This window comes from Undibacterium sp. TJN25, from assembly GCF_049339885.1.
Classification (GTDB): domain Bacteria; phylum Pseudomonadota; class Gammaproteobacteria; order Burkholderiales; family Burkholderiaceae_D; genus Undibacterium.
Map to the genome: position 1 here is coordinate 669240 of NZ_JBMPPM010000004.1, position 18436 is coordinate 687675.

Sequence of the window (18436 nt, forward strand, 5' to 3'; positions counted from 1 at the left end):
TAAGGTACGACTCATCCGAGCCGCTAGCGCAGCGGCTAACAACTGCTACAGCGAACCACCGCCCTGCTCTTTGGCGACCGTCGACAAGGTGGCAAACAGCTCCGAACCATCACGCGTATTCAGCCACTGTTGCCCGTCATACTTGTAGTGAAAGCCGCCTGAACGCGCAGCTACCCACATTTCCTGCATCGGCGCCTGGCTGTTCACGATCAGCTTGGAAGCATTGCCGATAAATTCAATTTCCAGCACATTGCCGCTGCGGCGGCATTCGACATCCAGCGTATCCTTTTCAAACGCCCGGTCAAACGCATCCTCCACCTTGCGCAAAGTTGCATCGGCCAGGTCCAAAAATTCTGATTCAGTCATGCTACACTCCACCGCATTGATTAAACCGCCATTCTATACGGTGTTCGCCATTTTGAAGACTCACACACTTATACCCACTGCTGCAGCCCTGATCCTCGCACTAGGCAGCCTTTCTGCATGCGGACAAAAAGGTCCGCTGTACATGCCGAAGAAGCCGGCAGGCATAACAGCAAACAAGCCCGTACAGCCGGCCACCACGTCGTCCAATGTACCTGCCGACGTGTCGGTGCCGGTCAAGTCAGTCCCGCCGCCGGACGCAGCCAAAGATGCCGGAAAAGAAAATTAAGACTTGCAACTAGTCTTGCCTGCGGACGTTCTCATCGGGCCGCAATACAATCTCAGAAGCATAGGCCGGCCGCAAGCCCAGCGTACCGGCGTACAGCATGCGGATTTTTTCCATGTCTTCCGCCTGGTTGCCGCTGAGTGTCAGGTAGTCAACCAGCGCGATCTCTTTCTTCCCATAGTCAAACCGCGCGCAGCCCACTGGTATGCCGGCCGCCAGCGCGATGTGATAAAAACCACTGCGCCAATAAGGCTGATAGCCGCGCGTCCCTTCCGGCGTGATCGCCAGCCAGAATGAGTCGGCAGCATTGATTTTTTCAGCCAGCCTGGCTATAGAGCCGGTCGATACGCCGCGCTCCACCGGTTCGCCGCCCAGACCACGCAAAAGGCGGCCTACCGTCGCCCCCGTCATCCCCTGAAACAATGAAGCCTTGGCAATAAAACGGAAGCGGAAGCCTATTGCCCATTTGGCCAGTACCCCCACCGGAACGTCCCAGTTGGATGTGTGCGGATAAACGATCACGATGCCACGCGGCCCCGGCACGGGCCTATACCGTACTTGCCACCCCAATAATTTCAGGATACGCAGCGACCAGCGCTGCAGGCGTGTGGGCAATTCTTGTTCACGAAGTAGAAATGCTGTCATAAATGTTAATTATGCTGGCGGGAGGCCTTGGGAGAAAATAATTATGCAAAGCAAATCCGCTATCTTACTTTTTTCAGGTTTGCTGATCAAATCCGCGTTTGCCGCACACCCGTTAAGCACCGAAGATGCCACTGTGCTGGGCAAAAGCAATCAGCAAATAGAAGTCAACACTGACAGGGTAAGTTTTCGCGACCAGCAGGAGCAGGTCGCGGCACTGACATCCACTTACGGCTACAGTGACGATCTGGACCTATTCGCCAACTTGCCGTTGAACGTGTCGTCTCCTCATGGCATAGGCGACGTTTCCATCGGCAGCAAATGGCAGTTCAAGGATTATCAGGGACACCTGCTGGTATTCAAGACGGAGCTGTTTCTGCCTACCGGCGACCAGCAAAAAGGATTGGGTCAAGGGAGGCGCAGCATAGACCTCGGGCTGGTCGATAGCTATACCCGTTCAGCATGGACCTGGCACGGCAACGTCGTGCTCACCATCAACGATTATGAACATGATGTGGACCGGCAGATGAACCGCAAGCTGGTATGGCGCGCCTCTTCCGCGGTGGTCTATCAGGCCAATGCACACTGGGCGCTGACGGCAGACACAGGATTTACGCAAGCCGACAGCAGATCTGACAATAGCAAACCGGTGTATCTGCTGGGCGGGGTGATTTACTCGCCCAGCAATACGCTGGACCTGGATGCCGGGCTCAGGCGCCAGCACATCGGCGGTGCGACCGAAACCAGATTCGGCATAGGGCTGACCCAACGATACTGAACGAGAAAACATGCACCGCACCGCTGGAGCAGATCAGGGAATCAGGACGGTCAGGCAGCCTGAGGGCGGACGCGTTTGCCCTGCCAGCGCCATACCAGCCTCAGTGCCAGCAATAAGGCGACGATAGCGCCATAGAGGAAGGGCTGAGCAAAATCATGCTTGCCTGCTTTCATCCAGAAATAATGCAGTATTCCGAGCGGGGCGATCAGGTAGACCAGCCTGTGTATCCACAGCCAGCGCTTGCCACCCAGCCGCCTGACCATGCCGTTGGTACTGGTTACGGCCAGGGGAATCAGCAACATGAAGGCGATGAACCCAACGGTGATAAACGGCCTTTTAAGCACGTCTTTCCACATTTCCTGCACATCGAAAAAATGGTCGAACCATAAAAACGTCGTAAAGTGCAAAGTCGCATAAAAGAAGGCAAACAAGCCTATCATGCGGCGGAATTTGATCAGCCAGTTCCATTTGCTGAATTTGCGCAAGGGCGTCACCGCCAGCGTCATACACAGGAAATACAAGGTCCAGTCACCGGTATTGCGGGTAATGAACTCTACCGGGTTGGCGCCCAGCCTATCCAGGAAGGCAAACGCTACCAGCCTGGCAAAAGGCAGCAACGCCAGCACAAAAATAAGGACTTTGAGGGCGGTGATTTGCCGCGACGTGGGATTGATCATGATGTTTCCGGAAGAAGGCGGGTGCAGCTTAATAAAACTTCTTCAGGTCCATGCCTGCATAAAGCGGCGCCACTTCACTGTAGCCGTTGAACATCAGCGTCTTGCGCTTGCGCGTGAAAACGCCGTCTTCGCCGATGCGTCGTTCGGTCGCCTGCGACCAGCGCGGATGGTCCACATCCGGATTCACATTGGAATAAAAACCGTATTCATTGGTAGCGGCAAGATTCCATGCCGTTTTTGGCTGCTCTTTGGTAAAGCGGATCTTGACAATGGATTTGGCCGACTTGAAACCGTATTTCCAGGGCACGACTAAACGCACCGGCGCGCCATTCTGGTTAGGCAGCACTTCGCCATACATGCCGAAGGCCAGCAGCGCCAAAGGATGATTGGCTTCATCCATGCGCAGGCCTTCCACATACGGCCATTCCAGCACGGCACGGCGCTGGCCGGGCATCTGCTTCTTGTCTTCGAGCGTCACAAACTCGATGAATTTGGCATTGCCGGTAGGCTCGGCTTTTTTGATCAGATTGGACAGCGAATACCCTGTCCACGGGATCACCATGGACCAGCCTTCGACACACCGCAGCCGATAAACCCGCTCTTCCATCGGCGCCAGTTTCATCAGGCTGTCGAGATCCAGCGTCATCGGCTTCTTGACCTCGCCTTCTATGCTGATCGACCACGGACGGGTTTTCAGGCCGCCGGCATACTGCGCGGGTTCGGCCTTGTCGGTGCCGAACTCATAAAAATTATTATAGGTAGTGGCGTCTTTGTACGCAGTCTTTTTATCCATCAGCATATACGCCGGATTGGGCGTACCCGCCAGCCTGGGCGCTCCAGGCGTCTGCGCAAAGGCTTCGCGCGTGACCGCTTCCAGCAAGGCGCCGCTGGCGATAGACCCGACCGCCAGTTGACGGATGAAATCGCGGCGCGACTCATACACCGCACGCGGCGTGATTTCGGAAGAAAATGGCAGGTCAACCCCGTTAGGGCCGCGTTTAATCAGCATGGTGACTCCGATGTGCGATTATCCGCTGCCAGCGCAACGGGATAATAAATGAATATGTAGAACGGAATAAATCCGCAAGCTATCGAACTATTCGATGCCTGGTACCGCGAATAGTTTCCTATCAGTCGCCGTTATCTGCCGGAACTTACATGCGCGATACAATTTGTCACATCGGCCGACCCATCAGCGGAACGGCGACCGGCATTGCAGCATCCGTGCACGCCGGCCGTTCGCGATTTACAGTGTGCCGTACGAATGCAGGCCGGACAGGAACATATTGACGCCAAGGAAAGCAAAGGTGGTCACCAGCAGGCCTACCAGTGCCCACCAGGCCGCTACCTGCCCGCGCAAACCCTTCATCAGGCGCATGTGCAGCCAGGCTGCGTAATTCAGCCACACGATCAGTGCCCAGGTTTCCTTCGGATCCCATGACCAGTAGCCGCCCCATGCCTCCGCAGCCCACAGCGCCCCCAGTATCGTCGCGATGGTAAAAAATGCAAAGCCAACCGCGATTGCCTTGTACATTACATCATCCAGCACGATCAGCGAAGGCAACCTGTCCTGTAGATAGCCATGGGATTTCAGCAGATACGCCACCGATACCATCGCCGCCAGCGAGAAGGTGCCGTAGCCGATGAAATTGGCTGGCACGTGAATCTTCATCCACCAGCTTTGCAGCGCAGGCACGAGAGGCTGAATTTCCGCCGCATCACGCTGTATTGTGTACCACAGAAGGAAACCAACCGCCGCAGAAATGACCAGTAAAACAAAAGGGCCCAGCTGGCGGGTCTTGTATTGCTGTTCGTAGTACAGGTAGAACAACGCAGTAATCATCGAAAACAGGATGAATACTTCATATAAATTCGATACCGGGATATGGCCTACGTCGCTACCGATCAAATAGGATTCATACCAGCGCACCAGCATGCCCGTAAATCCCATGACCACTGCCGCCCAGCACAGTGAAGAGCCGACCGAAGAACCGAAGTCGGAGCGGGCAATCAGGCCGCCCCAGTAAAACAACGTGGACAGTACAAACAGCAGGCTCATCCACATGATCGCCGACTGGCTTGACAGCAGGTATTTGAGGAAAAAGCTCTTGTTCGCCATCTCCAGCGAACCGGCGTACAAGTTGATGGCAAACAGCGCCAGCACGGCAAGGCCAACCAGCAATATCCTCACAGGCTTCCAGTTCCAGCCCAGCCATGCAAAAGTTGGCGCCGCCATGAACAGTATGCCTTTTTCATATACATCCATGTGCGCGCCATAGCGGTTCAATGCAAACAGCACAGAACTGAACAAGACAGCGGCATACAGCCAGTCCAGCACGGACAGGCGCTTGAAGTAGCCCTGGTAGGGAGTGTAGTTTTGTGTAATTTCCATCATATTTCCTGTTGGCGCCACGCTGAAGGCGCTCCTTCAGTGTCATTTTCACAAGTCCACGCTGCCGGGCGCGGTGTTGGGACTACTATTTCAACAGTTTGATTCAACAGCTGATTCAATTAGCCGATTCTAGTCGATTACACCGGTTAATGCGTTTCCGGTCCAATCGGGTTCTTGCCTTGCATCAATTGTAGCTTCAAACCCTCAAATTCATGTTCAAAATCAAGCGTTTTACGCTGTGAACTAAGCGCCATCAGCGCGCTGGCGCCCGTGCCGGCCTCGGCATTGCCGTCCTTGAGCCAGATCCACAGCCGGCGTTCGCGGATGTAGAACATCGAGAACACGCCCAGCACCAAAAGCAGGCAACCCAGGTACACCACCTTCTTGCCCGGCGAACGGGTTACCTGCAGCACCGATGCCTTGATTTCGTCAAAGCCGCTCAATTGCAGATAAACCGGTGCGCCGTAAAAGAAGGAATCGGAAATCGCATTGGTTGCCAGTTGCAGGAAGCGCGCATGTTTTTCATCCAGCGGCATTGCAGGCAAGCCGTCTTTTTCCCGCGCAACCTGCCACAGGTCCCACAGGCTGCCATTCAGGATCTTCATGAATACGTCAGCGGCTTTTTCCTGGTCCGCAGCCGGAATCTGCTCCAGAAACTTGGACACGGCGAAATAACCGGAAACCTGGCCGTCGCCGGCAAAAATCGACAGGCCCTTCTTGGACGATTCGGACAGCTGCGCGCGCAGTTTTTCCAGATTGTCCTTGGCATCCGGCATTGCGCGGTCCGCGTAACGCTGTGCCGCCACGGCGCGCAACTCGGGGTTGGCGACAGCTGCCCGCAAGCGCATCCATTCAACGACGGTATCGTCGTCGTCGGCCGGAATACGCAGGTAGCGGAAGGCTTCAGACGGCGTATCCCTGGTGCCCGCCAGGAATACGTAGGCGCCATCCATCAGCACCGGCTGCATGTAGTTATTGAACTCCTTCGCCTGGCCGTTCTTGTCGCGCAGCTTGTACTGGACGCTGGGGCCGACGTTCTTCAAATCCTTGTTATTCGCATTCTTGGCAGCAGAACCTAGATGTTTGTTCAGGTCGGCGCTGAATTGCTCATTGAAGGTCTGCTTGGCGTTCACCGCACGCACGTCCTGGCCGTTCTTGGTCATGTTTTCCACATTCGCGGCACGGAAGCCGGACCACTCCACTGTGTAGTCGACGCCATTACTGTTTTTCAGCGGCGTCACGCCGCCGACATCGCCCGCCATCGCAAAGGAAACCGCTTTCTGGCCTGTCATCGGGTAGCCGGTCAGCTTCAAGTGGCTGCCGCCGTCTTCAAAGCTGGACTGGTAGACAGCAATGCCCTTGTAGATCAGCGGCTCATTGACCTTGATCGTTGCAGGGAAAGTCTTGCCCGTTTCATGGTCCTTCACCACCACCTCACTGGCAAACAGCTTGGGCATGCCGGTGGAATAATATTCGATGATGAATTTGTTCAGCTGTATCGTGAACGGCAGGTCCTGGATCAGCACGCCGGTCTGTTGCGGAATGATTGCCGTCTCGCTGGCGGTGCCCTCAGGGATCAGCGTATTGCCGCGAAAGGTGGGGTTGGCCAAGGACAGCCGGTGTTTTTCAGGGATCTCCGCAATCACGCCGCTGCCGTCAAAGGGCACCTTGCCCATGAACCATTCCTGAAAGCGGATAGGCATATCGGAGTCAAGCAGGCCGCCTATGCAGATGATCACAATCGCGCTGTGCGCAAAAATATAGCCCCATTTGTTCGCCGCGCCGCGCTTGGCCGCGACCAGCGTCGCATTGTCTTTTTCGATTACCTTGTACTTGTAGCCTATGCGGCCAATATGTGCCGTCAGCTGCGCCAGCAAATCGGCGCGCGATACACCGCTGTTCCATTCAGCCTTATGGTGAAAATTGCGTAGCGACTGCTCGCGCACGTTTTCCCGCCAGCTGCGCATGTCTTTCAGCATTTTCGGCGCATTGCGGATAATGCAAAGGCTGGTGGACAGCACCAGGAAAGCCATGATCAGCAGGAACCACCACGCCGAATACACCGCGTACAAGTGCAACTTGCCGAACACATCAAACCAGAAAGGCCCAAACTGGTTGATGTAATTCGACATAGGCTCGCCCTGCTTGAGCACCGTGCCTATGGTCGCGGCTATCGCGATCAGCGTCAGCAGGCTGATCGCAAAGCGCATGGACGAAAACAATTCCACGGCAGTCGCCAGCCAGCGCCGCCGGGTATTCAATTGCCATCCTTCAGTACTTATATCCATGGAAACCTAGAAATTCAGAAAACCTGTCCAATAATCGGCACAGAAATAAATGCCGCCGCTAGATGCAACGCGGTCAGGCATATTCGTTACACACCGGCATCCCGCTTTTGTGCAGCCGCTATTGTAAAGGAAAGCGCCCAAATCGAACTTGCCTGCAACAGATGCTTACAGGAAAATAAAAAAGGGGTGGCTTGCGCCACCCCTCCCTATTTCTCTCAACAACAATCGCCGCTTATTTCAAACCTGCGACGTAGTCGGAAACTGCCTTCATTTCATCATCCGACATGCGTTTCGCAATGGTCGTCATCTGTACGCTGTTTTTACGGGTACCTGCGCTAAAGCTGACCAGCTGCGCATGCGTGTAATCCTGGTGCTGGCCTGCAATGCGCGGAAACTGCGCAGGAATGCCGGCGCCGTTCGGGCTATGGCAACCGGCACAGGCCGGAACATTCTTCTCGGCGATGCCGCCGCGATAGATCTGCTTGCCCAGTTCAACCGTGTCCTTGTTCTTGGCTGCGCCAGCTTTCGGTTTCTGCGTGCTCAGGAAGGCGGCGACGTTTTTCACGTCATCCGCCGTCATCGCCTTGGCAAAAGCCGTCATGATCGGATTGTTGCGATCCGGACCCTTGAAGTTGTCCAGCTGCTTGGCGATGTAAGCTTCGTGCTGCCCGGCCAGTTTAGGATTGGTCGAGATAGTCGAGTTGCCCGCAGCGCCGTGGCAGGATACGCAGGCAGTAATATTGCGCGTAGCGTCGCCGTTGGTATACAGCGCTTCGCCTTTTGCCGGATCTGCCTTGGCAGGGGCCTTTGGCTCTTCAGCCGCATGTGCAAAGGAAGACACCGCCAGGATCGCGATGCCGATAGACTTCAATAACGGTAAAAAAGCACGGTTCATTCAAACACCCTGAGACTAAATAATGGAAATCTGCCCTGTTGGCGACGCAAATACTAACAACACAGCTATTTGGAGCATATTTCTGCCATTTTTTAATGCAAAAAAGGCAAAAACACCGATCAGGCGCTCAATTTATACAAGCTTACTCAACTGCCCAATACGTAACCCCTTATTGTACAATAGCTTTATCGCGTTTTTACTTACTTCTGTTGCATTTTTCCATTAGGGAAGTTCTTGACAGCTATTTAATACCTGCCAGATGAATTTTGTCCCCCGCTCTTGCTTTAAGAGATATCTGTGTTGCAACACAGAGCCGGACCTCCCGTTTTAACGTATTTCTAATCTCCTATGTCCATTCTCTGGCAAGCTCGCTTTTTCACGACCGTCAACCACTTACGCGATTTGCCCAATAATACCGTGCCCGAAGTCGCCTTTGCCGGCCGCTCCAATGCCGGCAAATCCACGGCCATCAACACACTGTGCAACCAGAAAAAACTGTGCTTCGCGTCCAAAACCCCCGGCCGAACGCAGCACATCAACTATTTCTCCATTGGCGGCGCCCACGTGGGCCAGCATCGCAAGGATGAAACCCGGGTCGACGAGATCCGCGCACTGCTGGTGGATTTGCCGGGCTACGGCTACGCGGAAGTCCCCGGCGCAGCCAAGGACCACTGGAACAAACTGCTGGGCGCCTACGTGCAAAGGCGCGACCAGCTGGCTGCGCTGATCCTCATCATGGATTCCCGCCGCCCGTTCACCGCGCTGGACATCCAGATGCTGGAATGGTTTGCGCCCACCGGACGCCCTATCCATTGCATTTTGACCAAATCCGACAAGCTGAACAAGAACGAGTCCGCGAATGCATTGCGCCAGGCACGCACCGTGCTGGGCAGTTACGTGGATGCACAGGGCCAGCCCTTTCCGTTCACCGTGCAGTTGTTCTCTGCGCTGAAGCGCGAGGGCATAGAAGAGGCTGACGCCAAAATCCAGCAACTGCTGGGCCTTGATATCGAACCGATCGCTGTCGCCGCACCGCAAGCAGACGCCGACGGTGAGGCCTCACCGCAAGCCTGAATCAGACACAGGTGCAAACCTTCTCTTCCACTTTTTGCACCTGCAACAACCCGCCTCTATCAACATTGATAGAATGCGTATGAATCCACAAGCCATCCCCCCATAAAAAAACCCTGGCGCAAATATGGGCCAGGGTAATAACGCAGGTTGAATAGGGTCAACCGGCGCCCGCTTAGGGAGGGGAAAGCGGTAGGTCTGGTTTAGTAAACCTTCCTCTAAGAGCTTGCATCTGTAAAAAAGTTTCATTACCCTGAATTTTAATTTTTTTGCCGTTTATCCATTCTTGCCTGCTTTGCCTGTTCATCGCCTGCTTATGGCATGTTCAAGACATTGCCAAAATTAAGAGTTAAGCCATGTCCCATACCAAGTCTGCCCAGTTTCCTGCGATACGCATGCGCCGCATGCGCAAGGATGTATTTTCACGCGCGCTGATGCGCGAAAACATCGTCACGCCTGCCGACCTGATTTATCCGGTCTTTGTCATCGAAGGCGTCAACCAGCGCGAGAAAGTGGCATCCATGCCCGGCGTGGAGCGGGTATCGGTAGACCTGCTGCTGCAAGTGGCGGAAGACTGCGTTGCGCTGGGCATTCCGGTGCTGGCGCTGTTCCCGGCCATCAATCCTTCGCTGAAAACACCGGACGGCGTGGAAGCGACCAACCCCAAGGGCCTGATCCCGCGCGCTGTCAGGGAACTGAAAAACCGCTTTCCGGAACTCGGCATCCTGACCGACGTGGCACTGGACCCCTACACCAGCCACGGCCAGGATGGACTGCTGAACGCAGACGGCTACGTACTCAATGACGAAACCACGGAAATGCTGGTCCGGCAGGCGCTGGTACAGGCCGAAGCCGGTGTCGACATCGTTGCCCCTAGCGACATGATGGACGGCCGCATCGGCGCAATCCGCCATGCGCTGGAAAGCAATAACTTCATCCACACGCGCATCATGGCATATTCAGCCAAGTATGCATCGGCGTTCTATGGCCCCTTTCGCGATGCGGTGGGCTCGGCCACCAATCTGGGCAAGAGCGACAAGGCCAGCTACCAGATGGACCCTGCCAACAGCGATGAAGCGATGCGTGAAGTTGCGCTGGACCTGGCCGAAGGCGCGGACATGGTCATGGTCAAACCCGGCATGCCCTACCTGGACATCGTACGCCGGGTCAAGGATGAGTTCCGGGTGCCAACCTTCGCCTACCAGGTCAGCGGCGAATACGCGATGATCAAGGCGGCGGCCCAGAACGGCTGGCTGGACCATAACAAGACAATGATGGAATCAATGCTGGCCTTCAAGCGCGCCGGCGCCGACGGCATCCTGACTTATTTTGCGCGGGACGTTGCCCGCCTGCTCAAACATAGTTCATGACCCGCGCAGTGCCAAACTCGCCGGCGCTCGCGTTGCAGGGTTTGCGGGCGCAGCCCCTGCTGACTGTATTGACTGCGGTGTTCGCCTGCCTGGCCATTGCCGGATCGGGCGCCCAGGATGGCGCGATCTGGCTGCACTACCTCTTCAAGCCGTTGACGACGCTACTGATATTCGGCCTCGCATGGAACAGCTCCCCCGCTGTCAGTTTGCCCTACCGTTCGGCCATCCTTGCCGGCATCGCACTGTCGCTGGCGGGCGATATTTTCCTCATGTTGCCACGCAGCATGCTGTCCGCCGGCTTTCTGCTGGGCCTGGGCAGCTTCCTCTGTGCGCATCTTTGCTTCCTGCGGGCATTCGCCGGCGACAGCCCGCTATTCGCCAAGCCAGCCGTGCCTCTCCTGCTCGGCGCCATTGGCGCAGCTAATTTGCTGGTGCTGTGGCCGGGCCTGAGCGCCGGCTTGCGCCTGCCGGTGCTGGGTTATGTCATCTGCCTGCTGGCGATGAGCGCGCAATCGATTACGCGCCACCTTCATCTGCGGAACTCTGGCAGCAGAATGGCGGCGATCGGGGGCCTGATGTTCATGCTGTCCGATACGCTGCTTGCTTATAACCGTTTTCATGCGGCGCTCCCCTGGTCAGCGCTGCTTATACTAGGCACTTACTACCCCGCATTATGGTGCATCGCCAGCTCGGTAAGAGCCTCGCCGTCCGGCGTGCCGGCGGCACCCGTAACACCCGTAACACCTTAATGCATACCCTTCACTTCCGTCAGGCAAACGACCATGCAAGAGAAAATCATCACTTATGCGAGCCCGGTGTTTTTTCTGTTCATTGCGATAGAACTCATCGTCGGCCTCAGACGCGGACGCAATACCTACCGCGTCAACGACATGCTGAACAGCCTGAGCCTGGGTATCATGAGCCAGATCGTGGGAGTATTCCTGAAAGTGCTGGCGATAGGCATCTATGCCTGGGTCTTTGCGCACTTCTCGCTGTTCAAATTGCCGGCCAACAGCATCTGGGTCTGGGTGTCGGGGCTGCTGCTGTATGATTTCCTGTACTACTGGCTGCACCGCATGGGGCACGAAACCGCGGTGCTGTGGGCCGCACACGTGGTCCACCATCAAAGTGAAGAATACAATCTCACCACGGCGCTGAGGCAGACCAGCACCGGTCCCCTGCTGGGCTGGATTTTCTACATTCCTATGGCGCTGATTGGCTATCCGGTGGAAGTATTCATCATCATTGCGCTGGTTGACCTGCTGTACCAGTTCTGGGTACATACTCAGCAGATCGGCAAGCTCGGCTGGTTTGACCGCGTGTTCATCTCGCCGTCAAATCACCGCGTGCATCACGCTGTCAACGACATCTACCTCGACAGGAACTACGGCGGCATCCTGATCCTGTGGGACCGGCTATTCGGCACTTATATCGATGAGCTGGACGAACATCCCGTCGTGTTTGGCACGCGCAGCCCGCTGCGCAGCTGGAACCCGCTATGGGCCAATATTGAGGTGTACAAGGCAGTAGCACTCGATGCCTGGCGCACGCGGCGCTGGACGGACAAACTGCAGATCTGGGTGCGCCCGCCCGGCTGGCGCCCGGCGGACGTTACCGCGGCATATCCTTCCACGGCTTTTGACATCAACCGTACACTGTACAATCCGCCGCTGAGCGGAGCACGCATGTGGTATTGCCTGGTGCAATTTGTGCTGATACTGCAGGTCACCACGCATTTCCTGGTCGCCTACAATACGGTCAGCTTCGCCGGCGGCATGGCGTATGCCGTGTGGCTGGTCGCCGGCCTGTGGATAGTCGGCGGATTGATGGAACAGAAGCAGGTCTACCTGCCGCTGGAAGCCCTGCGATTGCTGGCCAGCCTGCTGATTGTACTGCTGAGCGGCAGTTGGTTCGGCACCGTGCCGCTGTCGGCCGCTGTGCAAATCGCCATTGCCGTTTTCTGTGTGGCATCGCTATGCGCACTATGGCCCATTTTCAAACATCGCGACAGTTATGGACATCCTGTACATTAACGAAAACCAGGTCAGCCTGAATCCGGCTACGCCGCCTACTTGCGCTACGGTGACCGGCGGCTTCCTGTGGGTCGATGCCAGCCACGAAGAAGTCAGCGCGGATCCAGAAGCATGGCGTGCGAAAATCGCACAGATTACCGGCACGCATATCTACGACCTGCACCTGAAGGACGTCACCAACCTGGCGCATCCATCGTATTTCGATTCCACGCAGGATTATGAGATGGTGGTTTTCCGCAAGCTGGCGCTGAACGGCGAGGCCGTACCGAAACCCGTTGACGACGCCGAAGAAATCCTGAAACGCAGGATGCCCGCCGCGCTGAGCAAGCTGGCGACGCAGCCCGTCTCTTTCCTGCTGGTGGACAAGGCACTGGTGACGGTGCGCTCCAGCAAAAGCCGGACGATAGAAAACATACGCGCGCGCCTGCTGGAATACAAAACCAAGACCGACGGCAGCACGCATTCCAACCGCCTGCCCACATCGCCGGAAGAGCTGATGCTGCGCCTGCTGAATGCAATGGTGGACCAATACCTGGAATTGCGCCAGCCGCTGACGCAGCAACTGGACCGCTGGCAGCACGCGCTGCTGGATCCGCGCCGGCCCTTCAATAACTGGCTGGCGCTGCTGGACTCGCGCATAGAACTGCGCAAGCTGGACAGCCTGTGCGAAGAACAGCACGATGCGATGCAGGAGCTGCGCGACCACATCGTCGATACCCATGACGGCAACAGCCACGCCAAGGACCTGCTGCTGGTGCGCACCAATGACGTGATAGAACATATCAGCCGCGTGCTGAACCATGCGCGCCGGCTCGAAGCATCACTGGAATCGGCGGTACAGATCCATTTTGCGGCGATGGCGCACCGTACCAGCGAGATCATGCGCACGCTGACCGTCATCACCGCGCTGTTCATGCCGCTGACGCTGATCACCGGCATTTTCGGCATGAATTTCGAGGTGATGCCCTTGCTCAAGCACGCATCCGGCTTCTGGATCACGATGGGCATCATGCTATTCATCGTCATCGTGCTGCTGGGATATTTCCGCAGCAAGCGCTACCTGGAAGGCCGGGTATAGGCAAGCCGCGTTGCACCGGTTACACTCCCGCACATTGATCTCCACCGATAAGCGACAGCCATGTCCCAACATACCTTCCTTTGGCACGACTACGAAACCTTCGGCGCGCAGGCGCGGCGCGACCGGCCTTCGCAGTTTGCAGCGATACGCACCGATGCCGACCTGAATGAAATCGGCGAGCCGATCATGTTGTATTGCCGGCCGGCGCCGGATTTCCTGCCCAATCCCGAAGCCTGCCTGATCACCGGCATCACGCCCCAGACTTGCCTGGAACGCGGCATCCCTGAGTACCAGTTTGCGGCCCAGATAGAACAGGCATTCTCGCAGACCGGCACCATAGGCGTGGGCTATAACACGATACGCTTCGATGACGAAATCACGCGCTTCATGTTCTGGCGCAACCTGATTGATCCGTACGCGCGCGAATGGCAGAATCAGTGCGGCCGCTGGGATATCCTGGACATGGTACGCACGACCTTTGCCCTGCGCCCGGAAGGCATCAACTGGCCGAAACATGAGGATGGCCGGCCCAGCTTCAAGCTGGAACATCTGAGCGCTGCCAACGGCCTGGTCCATGAGGCTGCGCATGATGCGCTGTCCGATGTGAGAGCCACCATTGCGCTGGCCAGGCTGATACGGCAGCAGCAGCCCAAGCTGTTCGATTTTTGCCTGGCGCTGCATAAGAAAGACCGCGTATCGGCTGAAATAGGACTGCCGGCACGCAAGCCCTTCCTGCACGTGTCGGGCATGATACCGGTGGAACGCGGCTGCATTACCGCGATGTGGCCGCTGGCAATGCATCCGCAAAACAAGAACGAAGTCATCGCCTGGGATTTGACGCTGGATCCCAGTGAACTATTTACACTCGACGCGGCCAGCATACAGGCACGGATGTTCACCAAAGCAGATGCGTTGCCGGAAGGCGTGAGTCGGCTGCCCGTGAAGACCATCCATCTGAATAAATCGCCGATAGTGATAGGCAACCTGAACACGCTGAGTGCCGCCAGGGCGCAGCAATGGGGCATCGATACCGCATTGATACAGCACCATGCGCAACTGGCGCTGGGCGGACCCGACATGAGTGCCATCTGGCAGCAGGTATTTGACCGGCCCCAGGCGGAAACCGCCGACGTGGATGAAGACTTGTATGGCGGCTTTGTCGGCAATGCCGACCGCCGGCAACTGAATGAGCTGCGCCTGCTCGGTCCTGACCAGCTCGCCAAAGCCCGGACCGGATTCCAGGATGCCAGGCTGACGGAACTGCTGTTCCGCTATCGCGCGCGCAACTTCCCCGACAGCCTGTCGCCGGGGGAACAGCAACAGTGGGAAGAGCACCGCGCAGCCAGGCTGTATGACGGTTATGCCAATGCCTTGAAGATAGACGACTATTTTGCGCAGATTGATGCACTGGCGGAAACCGCCGGTGAAAGGGAGGAAGCCATCCTCGGCGCCTTGTACGACTATGCGGAAATGATCATGCCGGAGCCCGTGGAATAAAGACCCGCATGCAAAAACGCCCATCACATGATGGGCGTTTTTTCTGTTAGATTTTCAGATATCTCTCTACTTGTTCGGCTGCGGCGTAATGCGCAGGTAAGGCCTTGGCGACGTATAGCCTTTAGGATATTTTTGCTTGATCACGTCTTCGTCCTTGATGGACAGCGGGATGATCACATCGTCACCATCGCGCCAATTGCCCGGCGTCGCCACCGTATAACCATCAGTCAGTTGCAATGCATCGATAACGCGCAGGACTTCGTCAAAATTGCGGCCGGTGCTCATCGGGTAAGTAATGATCAGGCGCACTTTTTTCTTTGGGTCGATGACGAACAATGAGCGCACTGTGGCAGTTTCAGACTGGTTCGGATGAATCATGTCGTAGAGGCCTGCCACCGATTTGTCGGCATCGGCAACGATAGGGAAACCGACCACCGTTTTTTGCGTGTCTTCGATATCCTTGATCCATTGCAGATGCGTTTCCGCAGCATCCACAGACAAGGCAATCGCCTTGACATTACGCTTGTCGAACTCCGGCTTCAGCTTGGCCGTCAGACCCAGCTCAGTTGTGCAGACGGGCGTAAAATCGGCAGGATGCGAGAACAGTACGACCCAGGAGTCGCCCGCCCATTCATGGAATTTCAGTTTGCCAATCGAAGATTCCTGTTCAAAATCAGGAGCGGTATCGCCTAAACGCAATGTCATGTTGTTCTCCAATAAAGACTAAGACAATCAATATAGCGCCTCGCGGATGTAATTTCAACAACAGAGTCGTTGAATGCTTATATCCGCGCGCATATATACCTTTTAAATCCCTTCCACCCTGCCCAGCGAGCCGGAAAATTTATCCGGATTCTGATAGCCGATTACGCGGCCACCCTGGATTTCCTGACCCTTCTTGTTGAAGAAGATGATTCCGGGCGGGCCAAACAGGTTGAAGCGTTTCAGCAGGGCCTTGTCGTCGGCATTGTTGGCGGTAACATCCACTTGCAGCAACAGCATGTCGTCCAGCCTGGATTTGATTTTGCTGTCGGTAAAGGTCAGTTTTTCCATTTCCTTGCAGGAGACGCACCAGTCTGCATAAAAATCCAGCACTGCTGTCTTGCCTTTGGATTGCGCCAGCGCCTGGTCCAGGTCGGCGACAGAGCGGATACGGGTAAATTTGACGCCATGCTCCTGCGGCCCAAACAAATGCGCAACCGGGGAAAATACATCGCGGCCACCGGTGCTGACGCCAACCACCTGCAGCAGCCCCAGTACCGCCAGCACCAGCGCAAAGGCCCTGGAGGGCAAGCCCGGATTTTTACGCAGGAACAGCAGGTAAGCGGCATACCCGAGCAATATCGCTGCCCAGCCCGCCATCTGCAGCCACACCGGCAATACCGGCGACACCATCCACAAGGCCATTGCCAGCATCAGCACGCCGAAGAACTGCTTGATGCTTTCCATCCACATGCCGGCACGCGGAAGCAAGCTACCGGCAGACAAGCCCACAAGCAGCAAAGGTACGCTCATGCCTATCGCCATCGAAAACAGCGCGGAACCTCCCACCAGCACATCGCGCGTCTGGCTGATGTACACCAGCGCGCCGGCCAGCGGCGCGGCCACGCAGGGGCCGACGATCAATGCGGAGATAGAGCCCATGATGAATACGCCGAACAGCTTGCCCTTGCGCTGGCCTTCAGAGGCCGCCGTCAGCTTGGTTTGCAGAGCGGCCGGCACCTGCAATTGGTAGACATCGAACATTGACAGCGACAACACGACCATCAATACGGCAAATGCGCCGAGTACCCAGGGATTTTGCAAGGTTGCAGACAGGCCTTCTCCGATCAATCCGGCAGCGACGCCCAGCGCGGTATATACCAGCGCCATGCCCAGCGCATAACTGACCGACAGGATAAAGCCGCGGCTGCGGCGTATCGATGCGCCTTCGCCGACAATAATGAAGGACAGGATGGGCACCATCGGCAGGACGCAAGGGGTGAACGACAAGCCCAGGCCCAGCAGCAGGAACAGCGGCAGGATGGCGATCAGCTTGCCGCTTTTCAGCGCAGCACTGATACGGCTGGTTTCTCCGTCTGCAGCTACGGCAGGTGTTTCCGCGGGAACTTCCGTCATCGCGGCCGCCGGCGCCGGATTCGAAGCAAGATTCAGGATGGAGTCCTTGCCGCCACTGCTGGAACCGCCGGTAACAGTCAATTTGGCAACCGACTCCATCGGCGAGTAGCACAAGCCTTTGTCGGCACAGCCCTGGCTGGTGATGCGCAGATTGAAATCTCCCGCAGCCTGTACCGGCACCCTGAATACCAGGCTGTGACGATAGGTCTCCAGCTCTTTCTGGAAGGTCTCGTCGAACTTGACTTTGCCTTTGGGCAGTTCTGGCGTTCCCAGAGTGGCGTTGTCGGCCTTGAACTGCAGGCGCTCGCGGTACATGTAATAACCGTCGGCGATTTGATAGGTAACTTCGGCAACGCCGGGTTCGACCATTTTTGCGGAGAACTTGAATGCGGCCTCGGGCTCCAGAAATTCATCTTCCGCATGCGCGCCTACACTGAACAGCATCGCGAGCAGGCTCAGCGACAGCAGTTGGCCGACCAATTTAAAAAAACGCCCGCCAAGGCCGGCGCCGTTTGCATTTGCAAAGGTATTCATTCACTTCCTGTTTCTTTGATGACCCATTGCAGGTAGGCGGGTAAGCCTTCTGTGACGGGGATTGCTATTATTTCAGGTACGTCGTAGGGATGCAGGGTTTGTATCAGCGCCTGCAATTCCAGATATCTGGCCCAGGTCGTTTTGATCATCAGGGCTATTTCCGTGGCAATCTGCAGCTTGCCTTCCCAGTGATAGAAAGACCGCATTTCCGGCATTACGTTCACACAAGCCGCCAGTTTTTTGTCCAGCGCCTGCTCCGCGATATGCTGTGCGACCTCTGCGTCCGGCACATTGCACATGACCAGCAGCATCTGTTCCATTTCCTCATCCTTGCCTAAAGCTTTCGCGCGAAAAGAACGCCAGTCAGCTATTGTAGCAATACAGGCGGGTTCTTGCCTGAGGCTAAAAATGATA

General features: G+C 56.3%; 18 protein-coding genes. 8 read left to right on the forward strand and 10 right to left on the reverse strand.

Features of this window, described 5'->3' with window-relative positions; translation table 11 throughout:
- Positions 1-45: 45 nt before the first annotated feature.
- Positions 46-366, reverse strand: a complete 321-nt coding sequence (gene cyaY, locus ACO0LO_RS13105; RefSeq protein ID WP_422964659.1) for an iron donor protein CyaY — start codon at positions 364-366, stop codon at positions 46-48.
- Between cyaY and lptM the strand changes: the two genes are divergently transcribed.
- Complete coding sequence (gene lptM, locus ACO0LO_RS13110; RefSeq protein ID WP_422964660.1) at positions 365-652, forward strand: LPS translocon maturation chaperone LptM; 288 nt, start codon at positions 365-367, stop codon at positions 650-652. The genes cyaY and lptM overlap by 2 nt on opposite strands.
- 9 nt (positions 653-661) lie before the next feature.
- On the opposite strand, the gene ACO0LO_RS13115 is transcribed toward lptM, so the two are convergent.
- Positions 662-1294 carry a 1-acyl-sn-glycerol-3-phosphate acyltransferase gene (locus ACO0LO_RS13115; protein ID WP_422964661.1) on the reverse strand — a complete coding sequence of 211 codons (633 nt, stop codon included), beginning with the start codon at positions 1292-1294 and terminating at the stop codon, positions 662-664.
- A gap of 43 nt (positions 1295-1337) precedes the next feature.
- On the opposite strand from ACO0LO_RS13115, the gene ACO0LO_RS13120 reads away from it, so the two are divergent.
- Complete coding sequence (locus ACO0LO_RS13120; RefSeq protein ID WP_422964662.1) at positions 1338-2069, forward strand: transporter; 732 nt, start codon at positions 1338-1340, stop codon at positions 2067-2069.
- A 50-nt stretch (positions 2070-2119) separates the two neighbouring features.
- On the opposite strand, the gene ACO0LO_RS13125 is transcribed toward ACO0LO_RS13120, so the two are convergent.
- The 5 genes from ACO0LO_RS13125 to ACO0LO_RS13145 form a co-directional block, all read right to left on the reverse strand.
- Positions 2120-2746 (reverse strand): sulfite oxidase heme-binding subunit YedZ, encoded by a 627-nt coding sequence (locus tag ACO0LO_RS13125; protein WP_422964663.1) that lies wholly within the window; start codon positions 2744-2746, stop codon positions 2120-2122.
- 28 nt (positions 2747-2774) lie between these two features.
- Entirely contained in the window at positions 2775-3755 is a 981-nt protein-coding gene (gene msrP, locus ACO0LO_RS13130) for a protein-methionine-sulfoxide reductase catalytic subunit MsrP (RefSeq protein WP_422964664.1), read from the reverse strand.
- A 237-nt stretch (positions 3756-3992) separates the two neighbouring features.
- Positions 3993-5141: a c-type cytochrome biogenesis protein CcsB gene (gene ccsB, locus ACO0LO_RS13135; RefSeq protein WP_422964665.1), complete on the reverse strand. Its 1149-nt coding sequence runs from the start codon at positions 5139-5141 to the stop codon at positions 3993-3995.
- 143 nt (positions 5142-5284) lie between these two features.
- On the reverse strand, positions 5285-7426 hold the full coding sequence (locus ACO0LO_RS13140) for a cytochrome c biogenesis protein ResB (RefSeq protein WP_422964666.1): 2142 nt from the start codon (positions 7424-7426) through the stop codon (positions 5285-5287).
- A gap of 232 nt (positions 7427-7658) precedes the next feature.
- Positions 7659-8321, reverse strand: coding sequence for a c-type cytochrome (locus ACO0LO_RS13145; RefSeq protein WP_422964667.1), 663 nt, complete (start codon positions 8319-8321; stop codon positions 7659-7661).
- Between the two features lie 348 nt (positions 8322-8669).
- Here ACO0LO_RS13145 and yihA point away from each other — a divergent pair, with 348 nt between their 5' ends.
- The 6 genes from yihA (at position 8670) to sbcB (ending at position 15370) form a co-directional block, all read left to right on the forward strand.
- Positions 8670-9395 (forward strand): ribosome biogenesis GTP-binding protein YihA/YsxC, encoded by a 726-nt coding sequence (yihA, locus tag ACO0LO_RS13150; protein ID WP_422964668.1) that lies wholly within the window; start codon positions 8670-8672, stop codon positions 9393-9395.
- A 353-nt stretch (positions 9396-9748) separates the two neighbouring features.
- Positions 9749-10762, forward strand: a complete 1014-nt coding sequence (gene hemB, locus ACO0LO_RS13155) for a porphobilinogen synthase (RefSeq protein ID WP_422964669.1) — start codon at positions 9749-9751, stop codon at positions 10760-10762.
- Entirely contained in the window at positions 10759-11511 is a 753-nt protein-coding gene (locus ACO0LO_RS13160) for a lysoplasmalogenase (protein WP_422964670.1), read from the forward strand. The genes hemB and ACO0LO_RS13160 overlap by 4 nt, the downstream gene beginning before the upstream one ends.
- A 33-nt stretch (positions 11512-11544) precedes the next feature.
- A complete protein-coding gene (locus tag ACO0LO_RS13165) occupies positions 11545-12795 on the forward strand; it encodes a sterol desaturase family protein (RefSeq protein ID WP_422964671.1) in 1251 nt (416 codons plus the stop codon).
- Entirely contained in the window at positions 12776-13873 is a 1098-nt protein-coding gene (locus ACO0LO_RS13170; RefSeq protein WP_422964672.1) for a magnesium transporter CorA family protein, read from the forward strand. The genes ACO0LO_RS13165 and ACO0LO_RS13170 overlap by 20 nt, the downstream gene beginning before the upstream one ends.
- Before the next feature lie 60 nt (positions 13874-13933).
- Positions 13934-15370, forward strand: a complete 1437-nt coding sequence (gene sbcB / locus ACO0LO_RS13175) for an exodeoxyribonuclease I (RefSeq protein WP_422964673.1) — start codon at positions 13934-13936, stop codon at positions 15368-15370.
- A gap of 66 nt (positions 15371-15436) precedes the next feature.
- Here the strand turns inward: sbcB and ACO0LO_RS13180 are convergent, their stop codons facing one another.
- The 3 genes from ACO0LO_RS13180 to cutA form a co-directional block, all read right to left on the reverse strand.
- A complete protein-coding gene (locus ACO0LO_RS13180) occupies positions 15437-16075 on the reverse strand; it encodes a peroxiredoxin (protein ID WP_422964674.1) in 639 nt (212 codons plus the stop codon).
- A gap of 102 nt (positions 16076-16177) precedes the next feature.
- Positions 16178-18022, reverse strand: coding sequence for a protein-disulfide reductase DsbD (dsbD, locus tag ACO0LO_RS13185; RefSeq protein WP_422964675.1), 1845 nt, complete (start codon positions 18020-18022; stop codon positions 16178-16180).
- Positions 18019-18342, reverse strand: coding sequence for a divalent-cation tolerance protein CutA (cutA, locus tag ACO0LO_RS13190; RefSeq protein ID WP_422964676.1), 324 nt, complete (start codon positions 18340-18342; stop codon positions 18019-18021). Before cutA ends, dsbD begins: the two co-directional genes overlap by 4 nt.
- Positions 18343-18436: the final 94 nt, after the last annotated feature.